Below are 18950 nucleotides of genomic sequence, written 5' to 3'. Positions count from 1 at the left end.
CCATGAGCGACACCGCAACCGCCGAACCGCGCCTCCAGCGGCCCCCCGCCGAGCAGCGCTACGCCGCCGAACTCGCCAAGCTCGCCGAAGAGGACGACGCCCCGCGCCCGCCCGGCTGGGCCCTGAGCCTCCAGGCCGCCCGCACCTTCATCTGCGGCGACGAGTCCCGCGGCATCGCCAAGAAGTTCGTCGGCGACCCCTCGCTCATCGACCGCGCCCTCGTCACCCTCGCCACCAGCCGCGGCCTCATGCTCGTCGGCGAGCCCGGCACCGCCAAGTCCCTGCTCTCCGAGCTCATCGCCGCCGCCGTCTCCGGCGACTCCACCCTCACCATCCAGGGCGGCGCCTCCACCACCGAGGACCAGATCGCCTACTCCTGGAACTACTCCCTCCTCGTCTCCGAAGGCCCCACCGAGCGCGCCCTCGTCCCCGCGCCGCTCCTGCGCGGCATGGCCGAAGGCCGCGTCGTGCGCTTCGAGGAGATCACCCGCTGCCCCCTCGAAGTCCAGGACTCGCTGCTGTCCCCGCTCTCGGACCGCGTCCTCGCCATCCCCGAGCTCGAAGGCGACTCGATGGTCTTCGCCCGCGAGGGCTTCAACATCATCGCCACCGCCAACACCCGCGACCGCGGCGTCAACGAGATGAGCGCGGCCCTCAAGCGCCGCTTCAACTTCGAGACCGTCTTCCCCATCGGCGACTTCAAGACCGAACTCGACCTCGTCGAGCACGAGGCCGCCAACGCGCTCGCCCGCTCCGGCGTCCCCCAGGCCCCCTCCCGCGACGTCCTCGAAGTCCTCGTCCGGGTCTTCCGCGACCTCCGCGTCGGCGACGCCAACGGCGGCCGCCCCCAGGCCGTCATGTCCACCGCCGAGGCCGTCTCCGTCGCCCACGCCGTCGGCATCAAGGCGTGGTACCTGCGCGGCGGGGTCGCCGAGGCCGGCGACATCGTCGACTGCATGGCCGGCGCCGCCGCCAAGGACTCCGCCGAGGACCTCGCGCGCCTGCGCCGCTACCTGGAGCAGAAGGCCCCCAAGCGCAAAGGCCCGCACTGGCAGTCGCTCTACCAGGCCCGGAACCTACTGCCGGGATGATCGACCGCCTCCACGTGCAGGGGGTGCGCCACCACTCGCCCGCCTGCGCCCGCCTCGTCGCCGACCGCATCGAACGGCTCCGGCCCGCGGCCGTCCTCATCGAGGGCCCCGCCGACTTCAACGACCGCCTCGACGAACTCGCCCTCGAACACGAACTCCCCGTGGCGATCTACTCCTACGCCAGCACCGGCACCTCGGTGCGCCGCTCCTGGACCCCGCTGTGCGACTACTCCCCGGAGTGGACGGCCCTCACCGAGGGCCGCCGCACCGGCGCGCAGGTGCGGTTCATCGACCTCCCCGCCTGGCACGACGCCTTCGACGGGGTCGAGAACCGCTACTCCGACGCCGAGCGCCGCTACACCGAGGCCACCGACCGCCTCTGCGCCGCCTTCAGCGCCGACAACCAGGACGCCCTCTGGGACCACCTGGTCGAGAACGCCGACCCCGACGGCCTCGCCGACCGCCTCGACGCCTACTTCGACCTGGTGCGCGGCGAGGCCGACACCAACGGCGCCGACACCGCCCGCGAAGCCCACATGGCCCAGTGGATCCGGGCCGCGCTCGCCGAGCACGAGGGCCCGGTCCTGGTCGTCTGCGGCGGCTTCCACGCCCCCGCGCTGCGCCGCCTCGCCGAGGAGGGCGACACCGCGGCCCCGCAGGTCCCGCGGCCGCCCGAAGGCACCGAGACCGGCGGGTTCCTCGTCCCGTACTCGTTCAAGCGCCTCGACGCCTTCGCCGGCTACCAGTCCGGGATGCCCTCGCCCGAGTACTACCAGCGCCTGTGGGAGGACGGCGCCGCCGTCGCCGCCGGCGCGCTCATGGAGCGCATCACGACCCGCCTGCGCGGCAAGGGTCTCCACGTCTCCACCGCCGACCTCATCGGCGCCCGCGCCCTCACCGACGGCCTCGCGCGCCTGCGCGGCCACGAGGTGCCGGGCCGCACCGACCTCCTCGACGGCCTCGCCAGCGCCCTCATCAGCGACGACCTGGAGGGCCCGCTGCCGTGGACGCGGCGCGGGACCCTCACGCCCGGAACGCATCCGGTCGTCGTCGAGATGACCGCCGCCCTCACCGGCGAGCGCGTCGGGCGCCTCCACCCCGACACCCCCGCGCCGCCGCTCGTGGCCGACGCGCACGCCGAGATGGAGCGCCTGGGCCTCGACAAGGACGGCGCGATGCGCCTCGACCTCGCCCGCCCGGCCGACCTCGCGCGCAGCCGCGTCCTCCACTGCCTGCGACTGCTGTCGGTGCCCGGGGTGCGCCGCGACGAGGGCCCGTCCGCGGGCGCCGACGTCACCTCCGAGGAGTACTGGACGCTGCGCCCCACCGAGGACCGGCTCCCCGCGCTCATCGAGGCGGGCGCGCTCGGCGCCACCCTGGGCGACGCCGCGCAGACCGTCCTGGAGCAGCGCCTCGACCGCGACGGCGCCCTGGAGATGCTGGCCGCCATCCTCTTCGACGCCGCGCTGTGCGGCCGCGCGCACCTGACCGACCGGCTCGGCGGCGCCGTCGAAGCGGCCGTGTCCGAGTCCAGCGACCTCGCCGCGGTCGGGCAGGCCCTCGCGGTGGCGCTGGCGCTGTGGCGCCACGACCACCTGTTCGGCACCGCCGGCAGCGACCTGTACGGCTCGGTCGTGGCCGCGTGCTGCGACCGGATCATGTGGCTCGCCGAAGGGCTCCACGCCCCGCCCGGCCCCGCCGAGCCCGGGCGCCTGCGGGCGCTCACGGCCCTGCGCGACGCGGTCCGCCACGCCCCGGGCCTGGCCCCGGCCGCGGGCAGCGTCACCGCCGCGGCCGACCGGATCGCGCTCGACCCGCAGGCCCCGCCGGACCTGCGCGGGGCCGCGCTCGGCCTCGCCTGGGCCCTCGGCGCGCCCGCCGACGCCGCCGCCGCGGCCGAGGGCGCGGCCGCCCCGGACCGGTTGGGGGACTGGCTCGCCGGGCTGTTCTCGCTCGCCCGCGAGGAGGTGGTGGCCGAGGACGAGGGCGTCATCGCCGCCGTCGACGAACTCGTCGGCGACCTCACCGAGCCCGAGTTCCTGGAGGCCCTGCCCGCGCTGCGCCACGCGTTCGCGATGTTCCCCCCGCGCGAGCGCGGCCTCATCGCCGAGCGGGTCGTCGCCCTCCAGGGCGGCGGCGACGCGGCGGACCTGACCAAGCGGCTGGAGGTCGACCCGATGACCGTGGCCGCGTCCCTCGCCCTCGAAGCGCGCGTCGAGGCCGTCCTCGACCGCGAGCACCTCCTCTTCGGAACGGACGTGACATGAGCGCCGACCTGCAACGCTGGCGGCTGATCCTCGGCCCCGCCGCCGAACGCTCCACCGGGGGCCTCAACGCGGAGAACGCCGGGCGCGACGCCGCCCTCGACTGGCTGTACGGCCGCGACGACGACCTCGGCAAGCGCGACGTGCGCCGCGGCGGCGCCCGCGACAGCGACGACCGGCGCGGCGGCGACGAGGCGTCGATCGTGACCACCGTCGACTGGCTCGACAGCATCCACAAGCTGTTCCCCAAGGACACCATCGAGCGCCTCGAACGCGACGCCATCGAGCGGTACCAGATCCACGACGTCCTCACCGACCCCGACGTCCTCGCCCGCATCGAGCCGAACCCCGCGCTCCTCAAGGCCGTCCTCCAGACCAAGCACCTGATGAACCCGGCGGTCCTCAACGCCGCCAGGCGCATCGTGGAGGAAGTGGTGCGCCAGCTGGTGGAGAAGCTGTCCGTGCAGGTCCGCACCGTTTTCACCGGCAGCCGCAACCGCAAGCCGAGCTTCCACCGCCGCGCCCGCGACTTCGACCTCAAGCGCACCCTCAAGTCGAACCTGAAGCACTACCGGCCCGAGGACCGGCAGGTCGCCATCGAGCGCCCCCACTTCCACTCGCGCACCTCCAAGCGCCTGGAGCAGTGGCAGCTCGTGCTCCTGGTCGACCAGTCGGGGTCGATGACCAGCTCGGTCATCCACTCGGCGGTCACGGCCGCGTGCCTGTACGCCCTCCCGGGCCTGAAGACCCACCTGGTCGCGTTCGACACCAGCGTGGTCGACATGACCTCCGAAGTGGACGACCCGGTCGAACTGCTCATGAAGGTCCAGCTCGGCGGCGGCACCGACATCGCCAAGGCCGTCGACTACGCGGCCGGGCTCATCGAGAACCCCCGCCGGTCCATCGTCGCCCTCATCACCGACTTCTACGAGGGCGGCAGCGAGTCCCGGCTCGTCCACACCACCAAGCAGCTGTGCGAGCAGGGCACCCAGTTCCTCGGCCTGGCCGCCCTCGACGAGGAGGCCAACCCCTCCTACGACCGCAACCTCGCCAAGCGCATGGCCGACGTCGGCGCCCACATCGGCGCCATGACCCCCTCCCACCTCGTCGAGTTCGTCGCGGAACGGCTCGGCACGTGAGGCCCGCACCCGTCCCGCCCACCGCTCGCTTCCCGAAACGGAGTGACCACCGTGTCCAGAAGTGACCTCCTGGCCCTGACCCCGGACGCCCTCGCCGCCCTCGCCAACCGCGGCCTCGTCAAGCGCGCCGCCAAGGACCTCGACGCCGGCACCGCCCCCGAGCTCACCCTCGCCGACGGCGCCCTCACCGCGGTCTTCCCCGACGGCGCCACCGCCGTCCTCCCCGCCGAGGGCGGCCTGGAGACCGCGACCTGCACCTGCGGCGCCGCCGGCAAGTGCCGCCACCGCGTCGGCGCCGTCCTCGCCTACCAGCGCGAGCACGCCGGCGCCGAACCGGCCGGGACCGAGGCGGCCCCGGCGGCGCCGGCGGAGACCGCCACCCCCGCCGTCATCACCGACGACCAGCTCCGCGACGCCCTCGGCCCCCACGCCCTCAAGGCCGCCGAGGCCACCCGCAAGGCCGGGTACACCGCCCGCCTCACCTGGCCCGGACCCGAGCGGCCCGCCGCCGCCGAACTCCCCGCCGCCACCGTGAGCTTCCTCGTGCCCGGCCTCGGCTACGTCCACACCGACGCCACCGGCCCCGCCCGCGACACCGCGATCGTCCTCGCCGTCTGGGCCTTCCGCGAGGCCGAGCCCGGCGCGGCCACCGTCGCCGTCGGCGGCGCGAACCCCGAGGAGACCCTGGCCGCCACGGTCGACCTCGCCGCCCAGGTCCTCCTCGACGGCGCCGCCGGGGCCGACGCGGTCCTGCGCGCCTCCCTCCAGCGCGAGGCCAAGGCCCTCACCCGCCGCCGCGCCCACTGGCCCGCCGGCGCCGTGAACGACCTCATCGACCAGCTCCAGCGCTACGAGGACCGCTCCGCCGCCTACGACCCCCACCGCCTCGCCGTGCTCCTGGCCGAGATCCCCGCCCGCGCCAAGGCCGCCGCCCACCCCCTCGGCACCCCCGCCGCGCACGTCCTCGGCTCCGAGGAGGCCGACGCGACCCCGCTGACCCTGGTGCGCCTCACCGGACTCGGCGCCCGCGTCGGCACCGAGGGCGACCGCCGCACCATGGAGCTCTACCTCGCCCAGCCCGAGACCGGCATGGTCCTCTCCATCAAGCGCGACTGGCCGATCCCCGAGGACGGCACCGTCACCGGCGCCGAGGTCGCCTCCCGCCGCCTCGCCGGATGCCGCATCGGCGCCCTCGCCGCGGGCAACACCGTCACCGAGGCCGCCACCCGCACCGCCGCCCGCGCCCTCAAGCTCGGCACCGGCCGCCTCGCCAAGACCCAGGTCCTCCCGCTCGGCCTCGCCTGGAACGACCTCCCGTCCTCCTTGCGCGCCACCGACCTCGGGGCGCTGGCCGACGAGCTCGGCGAGCGCCCGCCCGCGCTGGTGCGCCCGCGCGTGGCCGCGGAGTCCCTGCGGGTCCTCGCGGTCGCCGAGACCGAGCCCCTGGGCTACGACCCGGCCTCCCAGCGCCTCGCCGCCGAGATCACCGGTCCCGACGGCGGCACCGCGCTCGTCGTCGTCGCCCACACCTCCGCGGCCCCGGGCGCCCTGGAGGCCGCCGAGCGGGCGTTCACCGCAGGCCCGCTCGCGGTCGCCGGACACGTCCACCGCCACCGCGGGCGGCTCATCGTCGAGCCGACCGCGATCCTCACCGCGGACGGCCCGGTTGTCCCGGACTTCGCGCCGGGCGACGACTCGGCCGACCTCGCCGCCGCGGGCGACGCCGCCGCCTCCGAGCCCGTCTCGGCCGCGATCGAGGACGCGATCAGCGTCTGCGCCGACCTCGCGCACCAGGGCCTGCGGCGCTCCCGCGAGCCCTCCCGGGTCCGCGTCGAGGCCGCCGCCTCAGCGCTCAACCGCGTCGGCCTCCAAAGGGCCGCAATGGATTTCGTGCACCTGTCCAAAGCACTGGGCAATGAGGACGAGGGGGCGAAGGGCGCCGCCTGGACCGCCGCCGCGGTCCGGATGTTGGTCACCGCTGAGCTACACTAGCCGTCTCTCGGGAGATCCCCGGTCATCACACCAGCCACTCCAACACCACAGGGGCCGACCGTCCCCTCCGCAGAGTCGGCGATCCACATCGAAGCAATGAGGCTTTCTGTGCCATCACACACCGTGATCGACCTGCAAGACCCGATCTTCCTCGCCCACCGCGGCGGCAAGCTCCGCACCTCGACCACCGTCCCCCTCGACAGCCGCGAGGACCTGTCGGTCGCCTACACCCCCGGCGTGGCCCGGGTGTGCGAGGCCATCGCCGCCGACGAGTCCCTGGCCCGCACGCACACCTGGCGCTCGAACGTTGTCGCCGTGGTCACGGACGGCACCGCCGTCCTCGGCCTCGGCGACATCGGCCCGGCCGCCTCCCTCCCGGTCATGGAGGGCAAGGCTGCGCTGTTCCGCCAGTTCGCCGACGTCGACGCCGTCCCGATCTGCCTGGACACCAAGGACCCCGACGAGATCGTGGCCGCCGTCGCGGCCATCGCGCCGTCCTTCGGCGGGATCAACCTGGAGGACATCGCCGCACCGCGCTGCTTCGACATCGAGGACCGCCTCAAGGCGAGGCTCGACATCCCGGTGTTCCACGACGACCAGCACGGCACCGCCGTCGTCGTCCTCGCCGCGCTCACCAACGCCCTGCGCCTCCAGGACCGCCGCGCCGAGGACCTCACCGTCACGATCGTGGGCGCCGGCGCGGCCGGGGTCGCGATCACCAAGATCCTCACCGAGGCCGGGGTCGGCGACGTCATCGTGTGCGACTCGACCGGGATCGTCCACGAGGGCCGCGGGCGCCTCAACTCCGTGAAGGCCCGCCTGGCCACGTTCACCAACCGCACCGGCCGCCGCGGCGACGTCACCGCGGCCCTGCGCGGCGCCGACGTCCTCGTCGGCGTCTCGGGCGGCTCGATCCCGGAGTCCGCGCTCGAAGGCATGGCGCCGAACGCGATCGTGTTCGCCCTCGCGAACCCGACGCCGGAGGTCGCCCCGGAGACCGCCCTGCGGCACGCCGCGATCGTCGCGACCGGCCGCAGCGACTACCCGAACCAGATCAACAACGTCCTGGCGTTCCCGGGGATCTTCCGCGGCGCCCTCGACGCCGGGGCCCCGCAGATCACCGAGGCGATGAAGCTCGCCGCGGCGCGCGCCATCGCGGACATCGCGGCCGAGGACCTCGCCGCCGACCGCATCGTGCCCTCGCCGCTCGACCCGCGCGTGGCCCCCGCGGTCGCCGCGGCGGTCAAGGCCGCCGCCTAGACCGCCGCAGAGAACACGGCCTAGACCGCGCTCTCGGACACCGGTTCGGCGCTGAGCAGACCCGCCAGCGCCGCGATCACCTCGCGGCCCTCCACCTGGGAAGACCATTCCCTCGGGAGGGCCGCGTGTCCGTACGCGGCCCCGTACAGGTTCCCCAGGACCGACCCGGTCGAGTCCGAGTCGCCGCCGTGGCTGACGGCCGCCACCAGCCCGGCCCGCACGTCGTCGGTGCCGAGGAAGCAGTAGACCGCGATCGCCAGCGCCTCCTCCGCAATCCAGCCCTCGCCGAGCTTCGCGCACGTGTTCGGCCCGGGCGGGACGGTCCCGGCGTGCATGTACGCCCGCTGGAGCGCGTCGGCGGTCTCGGAGCGGCCGAGGTCGCGGCGCAGGTGGAGCATGGTCTCGGAGACCGCGCGCTGCGGCGTCTCGCCGTTGACCAGGTGCGACACGATCATCGCGAACGCCCCGGCCGCCGTCCCCGCGGTCGGGTGCCCGTGGGTGAGCGCCGAGCACTGCTCGGCGAGGTCGTAGGCCGCGGCGGGGGAGTGGCGCAGGCCGAAGGGGGCCGAGCGCATGACGGTGCCGCAGCCCTTGGAGTTGGCGTTGACCCCGGCGGTGCGGGCGCGCCAGTCGGAGGCGTCGCCCACGCGGTCGTGGGCGGCGAGGCCGGAGATGCAGGCGTTGCCGGGGGCGCGGCGCGCGTACAGCCACGGCTGGGCGGCGAGCCCTTCGGACGCCATGGGCGGCATGGGCTCCCGCTGGGTGTTCAGCCACCGCAGGTACGCCTTGCGGACGGACTCGACCTCGCCGCCGGGCGCGGCGAGGAGCAGCCCCTCGGCGGTGAAGAGGGTCATCTGGGTGTCGTCGGAGACGCGGTTGAACCGCATCTCGGTGACCCCGGCGGGGCCGAACTCCGCCGCGATGAACGGCCAGGCGTCGAACTCGACCTGGTACCCCAGGGCGTCGCCGACCGCGCCGCCGATGAGGCTGCCGAGGACGCGGTCGTGGCGTGAGAGCGCTTGTGTCACGCCGGGATTCTATGGCGTCCTTGCCTCCTCGGGCGCGACCGCGGCGGCCCGGTGCGCCGCCGACCCCTATAGACGACGCGGCCCCGGGCCGGAGCCCGGGGCCGCGAGAGTCGGGTCCGGCTAGACCGCCGGCTCCTTCGCCTCGTCGTCCTCCGCCACGTCGCCCTGCTCCCGCTCCGTCCGGTCCACGATGACGTCGCCCTCGCGCTCGCCGTGGATCTCGTAGTGCAGCGGCACCGCGTCGGTGCTCGGCTCGCGCCTGCGCAGGCTGAACGGCACCGCCACCACGGCCACCCACAGCACGCCCGCGCCGAGCATGTGCAGGCCCACCAGCAGCACCGGCAGGTCGAGGTAGTACTGCGTGTAGCCGATGACGCCCTGGAGCAGCTCCACCACCAGCAGCACGTACGCCGCGCGGATCGCGGGGCGCGGGGCCTTCACCGCGTGCAGCGCCGCGATCAAGGCGACCGTCAGGCCCACCAGCAGCCACACCAGGTCCGCGTGGAACTGCGACATCAGGGCCGGGTCGAGGCCGTTGCGCGGCGTGTCGGCGTCGCCCGCGTGCGGGCCCGAGCCGGTCACGATCGCACCGAGCACGATCACCGCCGCCGCCGTCGCCACCAGGCCGCGGCTCAGTAGCACCACGGGCCGGGGGACCAGCGGCACGACCTCGCCGTCCGGTTCGCCCGAGCGCACGTACAGCGCGAACGAGAGCGCCACGAGCGGGATCGAGGCCAGGAAGTGCAGGCCCACCACCCACGGGTTCAGGCCCGTCCACACGGTGATCCCGCCCAGGACCGCCTGCACCGGGACGTACAGGCACGCCCCGAACGCCAGCTTCACCAGCGAGGAGCGCCGCGGCACCCGCCGCCACGCCGCGAGCAGCGCGCCCACCGCGATCGTCACGAGCACCCAGGTCAGCACCCGGTTCCCGAACTCGATCGCGCCGTAGACCCCCATCTCGGGGGTCGCCACCAGCGAGTCCTCGGTGCACTTGGGCCACTCCGGGCAGCCCAGGCCCGACTCGGTCAGGCGCACCGCGCCGCCGGTCACGATGATGCCGACATTGGCGATCACACTGGCCAGCGCCCACCTGCGCACCGCGCCGGGCTTGCTGAACCACCGCTGCAACAGGTTCACCCGGCGAACCTAACCCGGTGCGCGCGCGCAGCGTGCGGCCGGGTCTCCCGGTGTGGGCCGCATCGTCCGGTCCCGAGGTGAGGTTAGGCAAACCTGCGTGCCCCGTCTCACCACAGGCCGTCTCGACGGCCCGGAGCGAATTAAGTAACATTTACCTTGTGGAAATGGTGACGAGGGCGACCAGCCACTCGACGGACGGGGACACCCGCCGCCGAGTGACCCGCCTCCTGCTCGAACGCGGCCACGCCACGGCTGCCGACCTCGCGCGGGACCTCGGCATCACCGCCACCGCCACCCGCCGCCATCTCGACGCGATGGAGGCCGAAGGCCAGGTCGAGACCCGCGTGGTCAGGACCGCCGGCCGCGGACGGCCCGCGAAGAGCTACCAGCTCACGCCCGCCGCCCGCACCTCCTTCGGCCACACCTACGACGACCTCGCGATGGAGGCGCTGCGCTGGATCCGCCGCTTCGAAGGCGAGGGCGCCGTCAGCGGCTTCGCCGCCGAGCAGGTCGCGCGCCTGGAGGCCCGCTGCCGGGCCGCCCTCGACGCGGTCGACGCGGACGACCCGATGGAGCGGGCCCAGGCGCTGGCCACCGCCATGTCGAGCGAGGGCTACGCCGCCACGGCGTCCGTCATCGCCTCGGGCGGGCAGATCTGCCAGCACCACTGCCCGGTGGCGGGCGTGGCCGCGGAGTTCCCGCAGCTGTGCGAGGCGGAGACGCGCGTGATCAGCCGCCTGCTGGGCGTCCACGTCCAGCGCCTGGCGACGATCGCGAACGGGGACGGGGTGTGCACCACCCACGTGCCCGGCAAGGACCGCGGCCGCAGGGCCGCGCACGGCGCCGGGGGGAGCGGACCCGTTCCGCTGCCCGCCCCCGAGCGCGCACAGACCGACAACCCGACAGGTCAAAGGTGAGACTTCAGATGACCGACACGCAGAAGAGCGAGCCGCTGAGCCAGGAGGAGGCCCTCGCCTCCCTCGAACGCTACGAGTACGGCTGGGCCGACTCCGACGCCGCCGGCGCCAACGCGCGGCGCGGGCTGACCGAAGAGGTCGTCCGCGACATCTCCGCGCGCAAGGGCGAACCCGCATGGATGCTCGACCTGCGCCTGAAGGGCCTCAAACTGTTCGGCCGCAAGCCCATGCCGAACTGGGGCGCCGACCTCTCGGGCATCGACTTCGACAACATCAAGTACTACGTCGAGGCGTCCGAGAAGCAGGCCGAGTCCTGGGAGGACCTGCCCGAGGACATCAAGAAGACCTACGACAAGCTGGGCATCCCCGAGGCCGAGCGCCAGCAGCTCGTCTCCGGCGTGGCCGCCCAGTACGAGTCCACGGTGCTCTACCACTCCATCCGCGAGGACCTGGAGCAGCAGGGCGTGGTCTTCATGGACACCGACACCGGCCTGCGCGAGCACCCGGAGATCTTCAAGGAGTACTTCGGCTCCGTGATCCCGGTCGGCGACAACAAGTTCGCCGCGCTCAACACCGCCACCTGGTCGGGCGGCTCGTTCATCTACGTGCCCAAGGGCGTCCACGTCGACATCCCGCTCCAGGCGTACTTCCGGATCAACACCGAGAACATGGGCCAGTTCGAGCGCACGCTCATCATCGCCGACGAGGGCTCGTTCGTGCACTACATCGAGGGCTGCACCGCCCCGGTGTACTCCTCGGACTCGCTGCACTCGGCCGTCGTGGAGATCATCGTGAAGAAGGACGCCCGCGTCCGCTACACGACCATCCAGAACTGGTCCTCGAACGTGTACAACCTGGTCACCAAGCGCGCGATCGCCGAGCAGGGCGCCACCATGGAGTGGGTCGACGGCAACCTCGGCTCGAAGGTCACCATGAAGTACCCGGCCGTGGTCATGGTCGGCGAGCACGCCAAGGGCGAGGTCCTGTCGGTCGCCATGGCCGGCGAGGGCCAGCACCAGGACACCGGCGCCAAGATGACCCACGCCGCGCCGCACACCTCCTCGACCATCGTGTCGAAGTCGATCTCGCGCGGCGGCGGGCGCACCTCCTACCGCGGCCTGGTCCAGGTCGACGAGGGCTCCCACCACGCGAAGTCCACCGTCAAGTGCGACGCGCTCCTGGTCGACACCATCTCGCGCTCCGACACCTACCCGTACGTCGACATCCGCGAGGACGACGTCGACATGGGCCACGAGGCCACGGTCTCCAAGATCGGCGAGGACCAGATGTTCTACCTCATGAGCCGCGGGCTCACCGAGGACGAGGCGGCCGCCATGATCGTGCGCGGCTTCATCGAGCCCATCGCCAAGGAGCTCCCGATGGAGTACGCCCTCGAACTGAACCGTCTGATCGAGCTGCAGATGGAAGGCGCGGTCGGTTAAGCGACCCGGACCGGAGACTAGGAACCAGAGTTTTCTATGAGCATTGAAGTGGCCCCGAAGCCGCACACCCACGGCCTCGGCGAGGTGCCCCCGAAGACGAAGTCGCAGCTGCTGCGCTCGTTCGACCCGGAGGAGTTCCCGGCGCTGAACGGCCGCGAGGAGGACTGGCGCTACACGCCCGTCAAGCGCCTCGCCGGCCTCGACGACACCGGGACCGCCCCGGCGGCGAAGGCCGCCGAGTACGCCGTCCGCAACCTGCCCGCCGGCGTCACCGCCGAAGCGGTCGGCAAGGACGACCAGCGGCTCGGCTCGATCCTGACCCCGTTCGACCGCCCCAGCGCGGTCGCCTGGGCCAAGACCGAGAAGGCGCTCCTCGTGGCCGTCGCGCCCGAGGCCGCCGTGGCCGGGCCCGTCTGGATCGACGTCACCGGCGGCGGCCTCGACGGCGCCACCTGGGCCCACACGTACATCGAGGTCGGCCACCACGCCGACGCGACGATCATCGTGCGCCACACCGGGCAGGCCCGCCTCGGCGACAACGTCGAGGTCTCGGTCGGCGACGGCGCCCACCTGCGCCTCGTCGTCCTCGCCGAATGGGACCGCGAGTCCACGCACGTCGAGCACCAGAAGGCCCGCCTCGGCACCGACGCGAAGCTCGACCACGTCGCCGTCACGCTCGGCGGCGACCTGGTCCGCCAGTACCTGTCGGTCGACTACGCCGGCCGCGGCGGCTCCGTCGACGCCTACGGCCTCTACTTCGCCGACACCGGCCAGCACCTGGAGCAGCGCCAGCTCGTGGACCACTCCGTCCCCGACTGCCGCTCGAACGTGAACTACCGCGGCGCCCTCCAGGGCGACACCGCGCGCACGGTCTGGGTCGGCGACATCCTCATCCAGGACGCCGCCACCGGCACCGACACGTACGAGATCAACCGCAACCTCGTCCTCTCCGACGGCGCCCGCGCCGTCTCGGTCCCCAACCTGGAGATCGAGACCGGGGAGATCGCCGGCGCCGGGCACGCGTCCACGACCGGCCGCTTCGACGAGGAGCACCTGTTCTACCTCCAGTCGCGCGGCATCCCCGAGGCCGAGGCCCGCCGCCTGGTCGTCAAGGGCTTCTTCAACGAGATCGTCGCCAAGGTCCCCGACGAGGCCCTCCGCGAGGAGCTCACCGAGCTCGTCGTCGCCCGCCTGGACGCCGGAGCGGCCGCGGCATGACCGACACCGACTTCCTGCGCGTGTGCGCCCTCGACGAACTGCCGGAGTCCGAGCCCGTCGCGGCCGACATCCACGGCACGTCGATCGTGCTCGTGCGCAAGTCCGACGAGGTGTTCGCCCTCTACGACGAGTGCTCCCACGCCGCCGTGGCGCTCTCCGAGGGCGACGTGGACGACTGCTCGATCGAGTGCTGGCTGCACGGGTCCATGTTCGACCTGCGCACCGGCAAGCCGTCTGGCCCGCCCGCCACGACCGCGGTTCCGACCTACCCGGTCGAGCTCCGCGACGGCGACGTCTACCTCAGCCTGAAGCCCAAGACCACCGAAAACGCCTAGAGGAAACTGTTATGAGCAAGCTCGAGATCCGCGACCTGCACGTCTCGGTCGACACCGAAGAGGGCGCCAAGCCGATCCTGCACGGCGTCGACCTGACCATCAACTCCGGGGAGACCCACGCCATCATGGGCCCCAACGGGTCCGGCAAGTCGACCCTGGCCTACTCGCTGGCCGGGCACCCGAAGTACGAGATCACCGGCGGCACGGTCCTCCTCGACGGCGACGACGTCCTGGCGATGAGCGTCGACGAGCGCGCCCGCGCCGGCCTCTTCCTCGCCATGCAGTACCCGGTCGAGGTCCCCGGCGTCAGCGTCTCCAACTTCCTGCGCACCGCCAAGACCGCGGTCGACGGCGAGGCCCCCAAGCTCCGCACCTGGATGAAGGACCTCAAGGGCGCCATGGCCGAGCTGAAGATGGACGAGGCGTTCATCAACCGCAACGTCAACGAGGGCTTCTCCGGCGGTGAGAAGAAGCGCCACGAGATCGTGCAGATGGAGCTCCTCAAGCCCAAGTTCGCGATCCTCGACGAGACCGACTCCGGCCTCGACGTGGACGCCCTGCGCGTCGTCTCCGAGGGCATCAACCACGCCAAGGAGACCACCGACTCCGGCGTCCTGCTCATCACGCACTACACCCGCATCCTGCGGTACGTGAAGCCCGACTTCGTGCACGTCTTCGTTGACGGCCGGATCGCCGAGGAGGGCGGCCCGGAGCTCGCCGAGAAGCTCGAGGCCGAAGGCTACGAGTCCTACGTCGGCACGAAGGCCGCCTAGACCAGGAGGAGCCCGTGGAGGCTGTCACCAAGCTCGACGTCGAGGCCGTCCGCGCCGACTTCCCGATCCTCAAACGCATGATCGGGGACCGGCCGGTCGCCTACCTGGACTCCGCTGCGACCTCGCAGAAGCCCGTCCAGGTCGTCGAGGCCATGCGCCGCTTCACCGAGCACTCGAACGCGAACATCTCGCGCTCGGTGCACACCCTCGGGGCCGAGGCCACCGAGGCGTACGAGGGCGCCCGCGCCCGGGTCGCCGCCTTCATCGGCGCCCCGAGCGCCGACGAGGTGGTGTTCACCAAGAACTCCACCGAGGCGATCAACCTGCTCGCGTACGCGTTCCAGAATGCCGCGCTCGACCCGCACGCCGACCCGCGACTGCGCCTGGCGCCCGGCGACGAGATCGTCGTGACCGAGATGGAGCACCACGCCAACCTCATCCCGTGGCAGCAGCTCGCCCGGCGCACGGGTGCGGTCCTGAAGTGGATCGGCATCACCGACCACGGCCGGCTCGACCTCGAGTCGGTCCCCGAGGTCATCACCGAGCGGACCAAGCTGGTCTCGTTCACGCACGTCGCGAACCTGCTCGGCACGGTCAACCCGACCTCGCAGATCACCGCGCGCGCCCGAGAAGTGGGCGCACTGGTCGGCCTCGACGCCTCCCAGTCCGTCCCGCATATTCCCGTGAACGTCGCTGAACTCGGCGTCGACTTCATCGCCTTCACCGGCCACAAGATGCTCGGGCCCACCGGCATCGGCGTCCTGTGGGCGAAAGCGGACCTGCTCGACGCCATGCCGCCGTTCCTCACGGGCGGCTCCATGATCAAGACCGTCACCATGGAGCAGACGACCTTCGCCGAGGCGCCGGCCAAGTTCGAGGCCGGCACGCCGCCGATCGCCGAGGCCGTCGGCCTCGCCGCCGCCGTCGACTACCTCGACTCGCTCGGCATGGAGAACGTGCGCGCCCACGAGAAGGAGCTCGCCGGGTACATGCTCGAGCGGCTGGAGACCGTCGACGGGCTCACCGTCATCGGCCCCCGCGTCCCGATCGGGCGCAGCGCCACCGTCTCCTTCACCCTCGAGGGCGTGCACCCGCACGACGTCGGCCAGGTCCTCGACGCCGAGGCGGTCGCCGTCCGCGTCGGCCACCACTGCGCCAAGCCCACCTGCGACCGCTTCGGCGTCAACGCCACGACCCGCGCCTCCGCGTACGTGTACAACACGCACGAGGAAATAGACCGGCTCGTGGAGGCGTTGGGCAGGGTGCGAAAGGTGTTCTCCTGATGAATCTCGACGAGCTCTACCAGGAAGTCATCCTGGACCACTACAAGCGCCCCCGCGGCGCCGGCCTGCGCGAGCCCTACGAGGGGGAGTCGCACCAGGTCAACCCGACCTGCGGCGACGAGATCACCCTCCGGGTGCACGTCGACGGGGACAAGATCGCCGACGTCTCCTACGAGAACGTCGGCTGCTCGATCTCCAAGGCGTCCGCCTCCGTCCTCTACGAGCTGGTCAACGGCTCCACGGTCGACGACGCGCTGGCCCGTCTGGCCGAGTTCACCGAACTCATGAACTCCAAGGGCCAGGGCGAGGGCGACGAGGAGACCCTGGAGGACGCGGTCGCGTTCGCCGGCGTCTCGAAGTACCCCATGCGCGTCAAGTGCGCGCTCCTGGGCTGGATGGCGTTCAAGGACGCCCTGGTCCGCGCCGAAGCGACCTCCGGAAGGACCGACGCATGACCGACACCGTGAAGGCCAAGGAGGACGACGTCCTCGAGGCCATGAAAGACGTCGTCGACCCCGAGCTGGGCATCAACGTCGTCGACCTGGGCCTGATCTACGGCGTCCACGTCGACGAGACGAACGTGGTCACCCTCGACATGACCCTGACCTCGGCGGCCTGCCCGCTGACCGACGTCATCGAGGACCAGTCCCGCTCGGCCCTGTGCTCCGGCGCCGAGGGCGGCCTCGCGGCCGACCTCAAGATCAACTGGGTGTGGATCCCGCCGTGGGGCCCCGACAAGATCACCGACGACGGCCGCGACCAGCTCCGGGCACTGGGCTTCAATGTCTGACGAAGTCAGACTTGAAGGGTGAAGCACAGGAACGTCTAGATGGTCAGGATCCGCCCCGCCGCGGGCGGCGGCGCGAACGTCGAGGTCGAGCCCGAGCGCCTGCCCAAGTGGGTGGCGAACTTCGCGGCGCGCAACGGCGGCATCGCCGCCCACCACGCCGAGGGCGACGCGTGGACGATCGAGTCGAACGGTTCATCGAACAGCGGCTCACTGAACGGCGGCACGCCGGCCGGTGATCGCGGACCCGGGCGCCAGACGGCGCAGGTCCGCTGGACACTGGCCGGCGGCCTGCCCGCCGGATGGCTCCTCGACGACGACCCGCGGCGGGCAGCCGAGCACCTGCGCGACTACGCCCTCGAACCCCGCGTCATCGCGGTGCTCCTCGCCCGCAAGGGCGCGTACTCGGTCGGCATCCTGCGGGACGGCCGGATCACCGCCTCGAAGACCGACACCGCGTACGTCCAGGGCAAGACCAAGGCCGGCGGCCAGTCCCAGCAGCGCTTCGCGCGCCGCCGCGAGGGCCAGGCCCACGCCGCCGAGAAGCGCGCCAAAGACGCCGTGTTCAGCGTCCTCGGCAATGCCGAATTCGACGCCCTCGTCACCGGCGGCGTGGTCGACGGCATCCTCGAAGACCCGCGCCTCGCGCGCCTCAGGCCCGCGGTCCACTTCGGCGACATCGCCGAACCCAAGCAGCACCTCCTCACCGAGACCGCCTACCGCGCCATCGGCTTCCGCATCCTCATCGCCTGAGCCGCCTGCACTGAACGCCCGCACCCGCCGCCGACGCCGTCCTGCTCGGACTCGGGCGCGACTTCGTGGTCGACTCGACCCTGTAGGTCAGTCCAGGGCGAGGTCGACCAGGCGCTTCGCGTGGAGGCGGGTGGAGTCGAAGACCGGGACCGGGCTGTCGGACCCGTCGACCAGGAGGGTGATCTCGGTGCAGCCGTAGACCATGCCCTCGCAGCCCTCGGCCGCCAGGCCGGCCATGATGCGGCGGTAGGCGTCGCGGGACCCGTCCCGGACGACGCCGAGGGTCAGCTCCTCGTAGATCACGTCGTGCACCACCGTGCGGTCCGCGGCGTCCGGCACCGCGACCTCGATGCCGTGCGTCGCCATGCGCTCGGCGTAGAAGCCCATCTCCATCGTGAACCGGGTGGCGAGCAGGCCGACCCGGGTGAGTCCCGCGGCGCGGATCGCGTCGGCCGTGGCGTCCACGAGGTGCACGAACGGGACCCGGACCGCCGCCTCGATCCGGTCGGCGACCAGGTGCATCGTGTTGGTGCACAGGCCGATGAGGTCGGCGCCGCCGCGTTCGAGGCCGACGGCCGCCTCGGCGAGGGCCTTGCCCGCGCCGTCCCAGTCCCTGGCGCGCTGCATCGCCTCGATCTCGCCGAAGTCCACGGTGGCCATGAGGCTCTTCGCGTTGTGCTGTCCGCCCAGGCGGGTCCTGACGTCCTCGTTGACGAGCCGGTAGTACTCGGCCGAGGACTCCCAGGACATCCCGCCGATCAGTCCGATGGTGCGCATCGCCCCATTGTGCCCGGCGCCCTCGCATCTCGGCGCCTTGCATCCCGGCACGCGAAGGCCGCCCCGGCCGATGCCCGGGGCGGCCTCCGCGGCGCTCAAGCGGACTTGAGCGCCAGCTCCGTCGACCAGTTGCCCTGGATCTGGTCCTGGACCTTCATGTGCAGGAGCTGGAACGACTCCAGCGCGGCGGCGTGCTTGAGGCCGCCGACGTCGATCGGGCGCAGGTCGGCGTCGAGGCACAGGCCGCTGAGGGTCCGCTTCGCCTCGGGGTCGTCCCCGGCGATGAAGACGTCGAGGGGCCCGGAGTTCGCGAGCCGGGAGGCGAACGTGGTGTTGAACGCCTTGACGACCCGCGCGCCCGGCGCGGCCGCGGCGATCTCCTCCGCCGCGGATTTCCCCGCGGGCGTCACGAGGCCGTCGAAGGTGTCGAAGTCGACCGGGTTGCAGATGTCGACCACGGTCTTGCCGGCGAGGTCGCCCGCCCACATCTCCGCGACCTGCTTGCTCCCCTCGTAGGGCGTGGCCAGCACGACCACCTCGGCCCCGGCGGCGTTGTTCAGCGGCTCGCCCGCCGCACCGTCGCCGAGTTCGGCGGCCAGGTCCGCGGCCTTGTCGGGCTCGCGGTCGGCGATGCGGACGCGGTGGCCGCCGCGCACGAGCCGCAGGCCGATGCCGCGGGCCATGTTGCCCGAGCCCACGATCAGGACTTCCATGGATGACTCCTTCGTACGGTCCGGTAGAGACATTCGGG

Annotated in this window: 18 protein-coding genes; 14 read left to right on the top strand and 4 right to left on the bottom strand. The window is 72.5% G+C overall.

Annotated elements, in window-relative coordinates; genetic code table 11:
• The first annotated feature begins 2 nt into the window (after positions 1–2).
• From BLS99_RS15030 to BLS99_RS15010, 5 genes are all read left to right on the top strand, one after another.
• A complete protein-coding gene (locus tag BLS99_RS15030; protein WP_091051191.1) occupies positions 3–1091 on the top strand; it encodes an ATP-binding protein in 1089 nt (362 codons plus the stop codon).
• Complete coding sequence (locus BLS99_RS15025) at positions 1088–3358, top strand: DUF5682 family protein (protein WP_091051188.1); 2271 nt, start codon at positions 1088–1090, stop codon at positions 3356–3358. The genes BLS99_RS15030 and BLS99_RS15025 overlap by 4 nt, the downstream gene beginning before the upstream one ends.
• Entirely contained in the window at positions 3355–4494 is a 1140-nt protein-coding gene (locus BLS99_RS15020; protein WP_091051185.1) for a VWA domain-containing protein, read from the top strand. Before BLS99_RS15025 ends, BLS99_RS15020 begins: the two co-directional genes overlap by 4 nt.
• Before the next feature lie 51 nt (positions 4495–4545).
• Positions 4546–6486, top strand: coding sequence for a hypothetical protein (locus tag BLS99_RS15015; protein ID WP_143034820.1), 1941 nt, complete (start codon positions 4546–4548; stop codon positions 6484–6486).
• 96 nt (positions 6487–6582) lie between these two features.
• Positions 6583–7746 carry a malic enzyme-like NAD(P)-binding protein gene (locus tag BLS99_RS15010; RefSeq protein WP_091051178.1) on the top strand — a complete coding sequence of 388 codons (1164 nt, stop codon included), beginning with the start codon at positions 6583–6585 and terminating at the stop codon, positions 7744–7746.
• Positions 7747–7766: 20 nt separating this feature from the next.
• Here the strand turns inward: BLS99_RS15010 and BLS99_RS15005 are convergent, their stop codons facing one another.
• Both BLS99_RS15005 and BLS99_RS15000 read right to left on the bottom strand, forming a co-directional pair.
• On the bottom strand, positions 7767–8774 hold the full coding sequence (locus BLS99_RS15005) for an ADP-ribosylglycohydrolase family protein (RefSeq protein ID WP_091051175.1): 1008 nt from the start codon (positions 8772–8774) through the stop codon (positions 7767–7769).
• Between the two features lie 120 nt (positions 8775–8894).
• Complete coding sequence (locus BLS99_RS15000; protein ID WP_091051171.1) at positions 8895–9914, bottom strand: COX15/CtaA family protein; 1020 nt, start codon at positions 9912–9914, stop codon at positions 8895–8897.
• Between the two features lie 164 nt (positions 9915–10078).
• Between BLS99_RS15000 and BLS99_RS14995 the strand changes: the two genes are divergently transcribed.
• From BLS99_RS14995 to BLS99_RS14955, 9 genes are read left to right on the top strand one after another with little or no spacing between them, the layout of a single operon-like run.
• Positions 10079–10831: a helix-turn-helix transcriptional regulator gene (locus BLS99_RS14995; RefSeq protein ID WP_091051167.1), complete on the top strand. Its 753-nt coding sequence runs from the start codon at positions 10079–10081 to the stop codon at positions 10829–10831.
• 8 nt (positions 10832–10839) lie between these two features.
• Complete coding sequence (gene sufB, locus BLS99_RS14990; RefSeq protein ID WP_091051161.1) at positions 10840–12273, top strand: Fe-S cluster assembly protein SufB; 1434 nt, start codon at positions 10840–10842, stop codon at positions 12271–12273.
• A 36-nt stretch (positions 12274–12309) separates the two neighbouring features.
• Positions 12310–13491 carry a Fe-S cluster assembly protein SufD gene (gene sufD / locus BLS99_RS14985; RefSeq protein WP_091051157.1) on the top strand — a complete coding sequence of 394 codons (1182 nt, stop codon included), beginning with the start codon at positions 12310–12312 and terminating at the stop codon, positions 13489–13491.
• On the top strand, positions 13488–13826 hold the full coding sequence (locus tag BLS99_RS14980; protein ID WP_091051153.1) for a non-heme iron oxygenase ferredoxin subunit: 339 nt from the start codon (positions 13488–13490) through the stop codon (positions 13824–13826). Before sufD ends, BLS99_RS14980 begins: the two co-directional genes overlap by 4 nt.
• Before the next feature lie 11 nt (positions 13827–13837).
• Positions 13838–14599 (top strand): Fe-S cluster assembly ATPase SufC, encoded by a 762-nt coding sequence (gene sufC, locus BLS99_RS14975; RefSeq protein WP_091051150.1) that lies wholly within the window; start codon positions 13838–13840, stop codon positions 14597–14599.
• Between the two features lie 14 nt (positions 14600–14613).
• A complete protein-coding gene (locus BLS99_RS14970) occupies positions 14614–15882 on the top strand; it encodes a cysteine desulfurase (RefSeq protein ID WP_281243611.1) in 1269 nt (422 codons plus the stop codon).
• Positions 15882–16337 carry a Fe-S cluster assembly sulfur transfer protein SufU gene (sufU, locus tag BLS99_RS14965; protein ID WP_091051146.1) on the top strand — a complete coding sequence of 152 codons (456 nt, stop codon included), beginning with the start codon at positions 15882–15884 and terminating at the stop codon, positions 16335–16337. The genes BLS99_RS14970 and sufU overlap by 1 nt, the downstream gene beginning before the upstream one ends.
• A complete protein-coding gene (locus BLS99_RS14960; RefSeq protein WP_091051143.1) occupies positions 16334–16672 on the top strand; it encodes a metal-sulfur cluster assembly factor in 339 nt (112 codons plus the stop codon). The genes sufU and BLS99_RS14960 overlap by 4 nt, the downstream gene beginning before the upstream one ends.
• Positions 16673–16711: 39 nt before the next feature.
• Positions 16712–17422 (top strand): acVLRF1 family peptidyl-tRNA hydrolase, encoded by a 711-nt coding sequence (locus BLS99_RS14955; protein WP_091051141.1) that lies wholly within the window; start codon positions 16712–16714, stop codon positions 17420–17422.
• An 87-nt stretch (positions 17423–17509) separates the two neighbouring features.
• Here BLS99_RS14955 and BLS99_RS14950 read toward each other — a convergent pair whose 3' ends face one another.
• Together BLS99_RS14950 and BLS99_RS14945 are read right to left on the bottom strand one after the other, a co-directional pair.
• The gene (locus BLS99_RS14950) at positions 17510–18199 is read right to left on the bottom strand and encodes an aspartate/glutamate racemase family protein (RefSeq protein WP_091051138.1); all 690 of its coding nucleotides are present in this window, start codon (positions 18197–18199) and stop codon (positions 17510–17512) included.
• A gap of 95 nt (positions 18200–18294) precedes the next feature.
• Complete coding sequence (locus BLS99_RS14945) at positions 18295–18912, bottom strand: NADPH-dependent F420 reductase (protein ID WP_091051135.1); 618 nt, start codon at positions 18910–18912, stop codon at positions 18295–18297.
• Between the last annotated feature and the right edge of the window lie 38 nt (positions 18913–18950).

This window comes from Glycomyces sambucus (assembly GCF_900102815.1).
Lineage (GTDB): Bacteria > Actinomycetota > Actinomycetes > Mycobacteriales > Micromonosporaceae > Glycomyces > Glycomyces sambucus.
The sequence above is the reverse complement of the archived record's forward strand: the minus strand, read 5'-3'. Positions and strand labels throughout refer to the sequence as shown.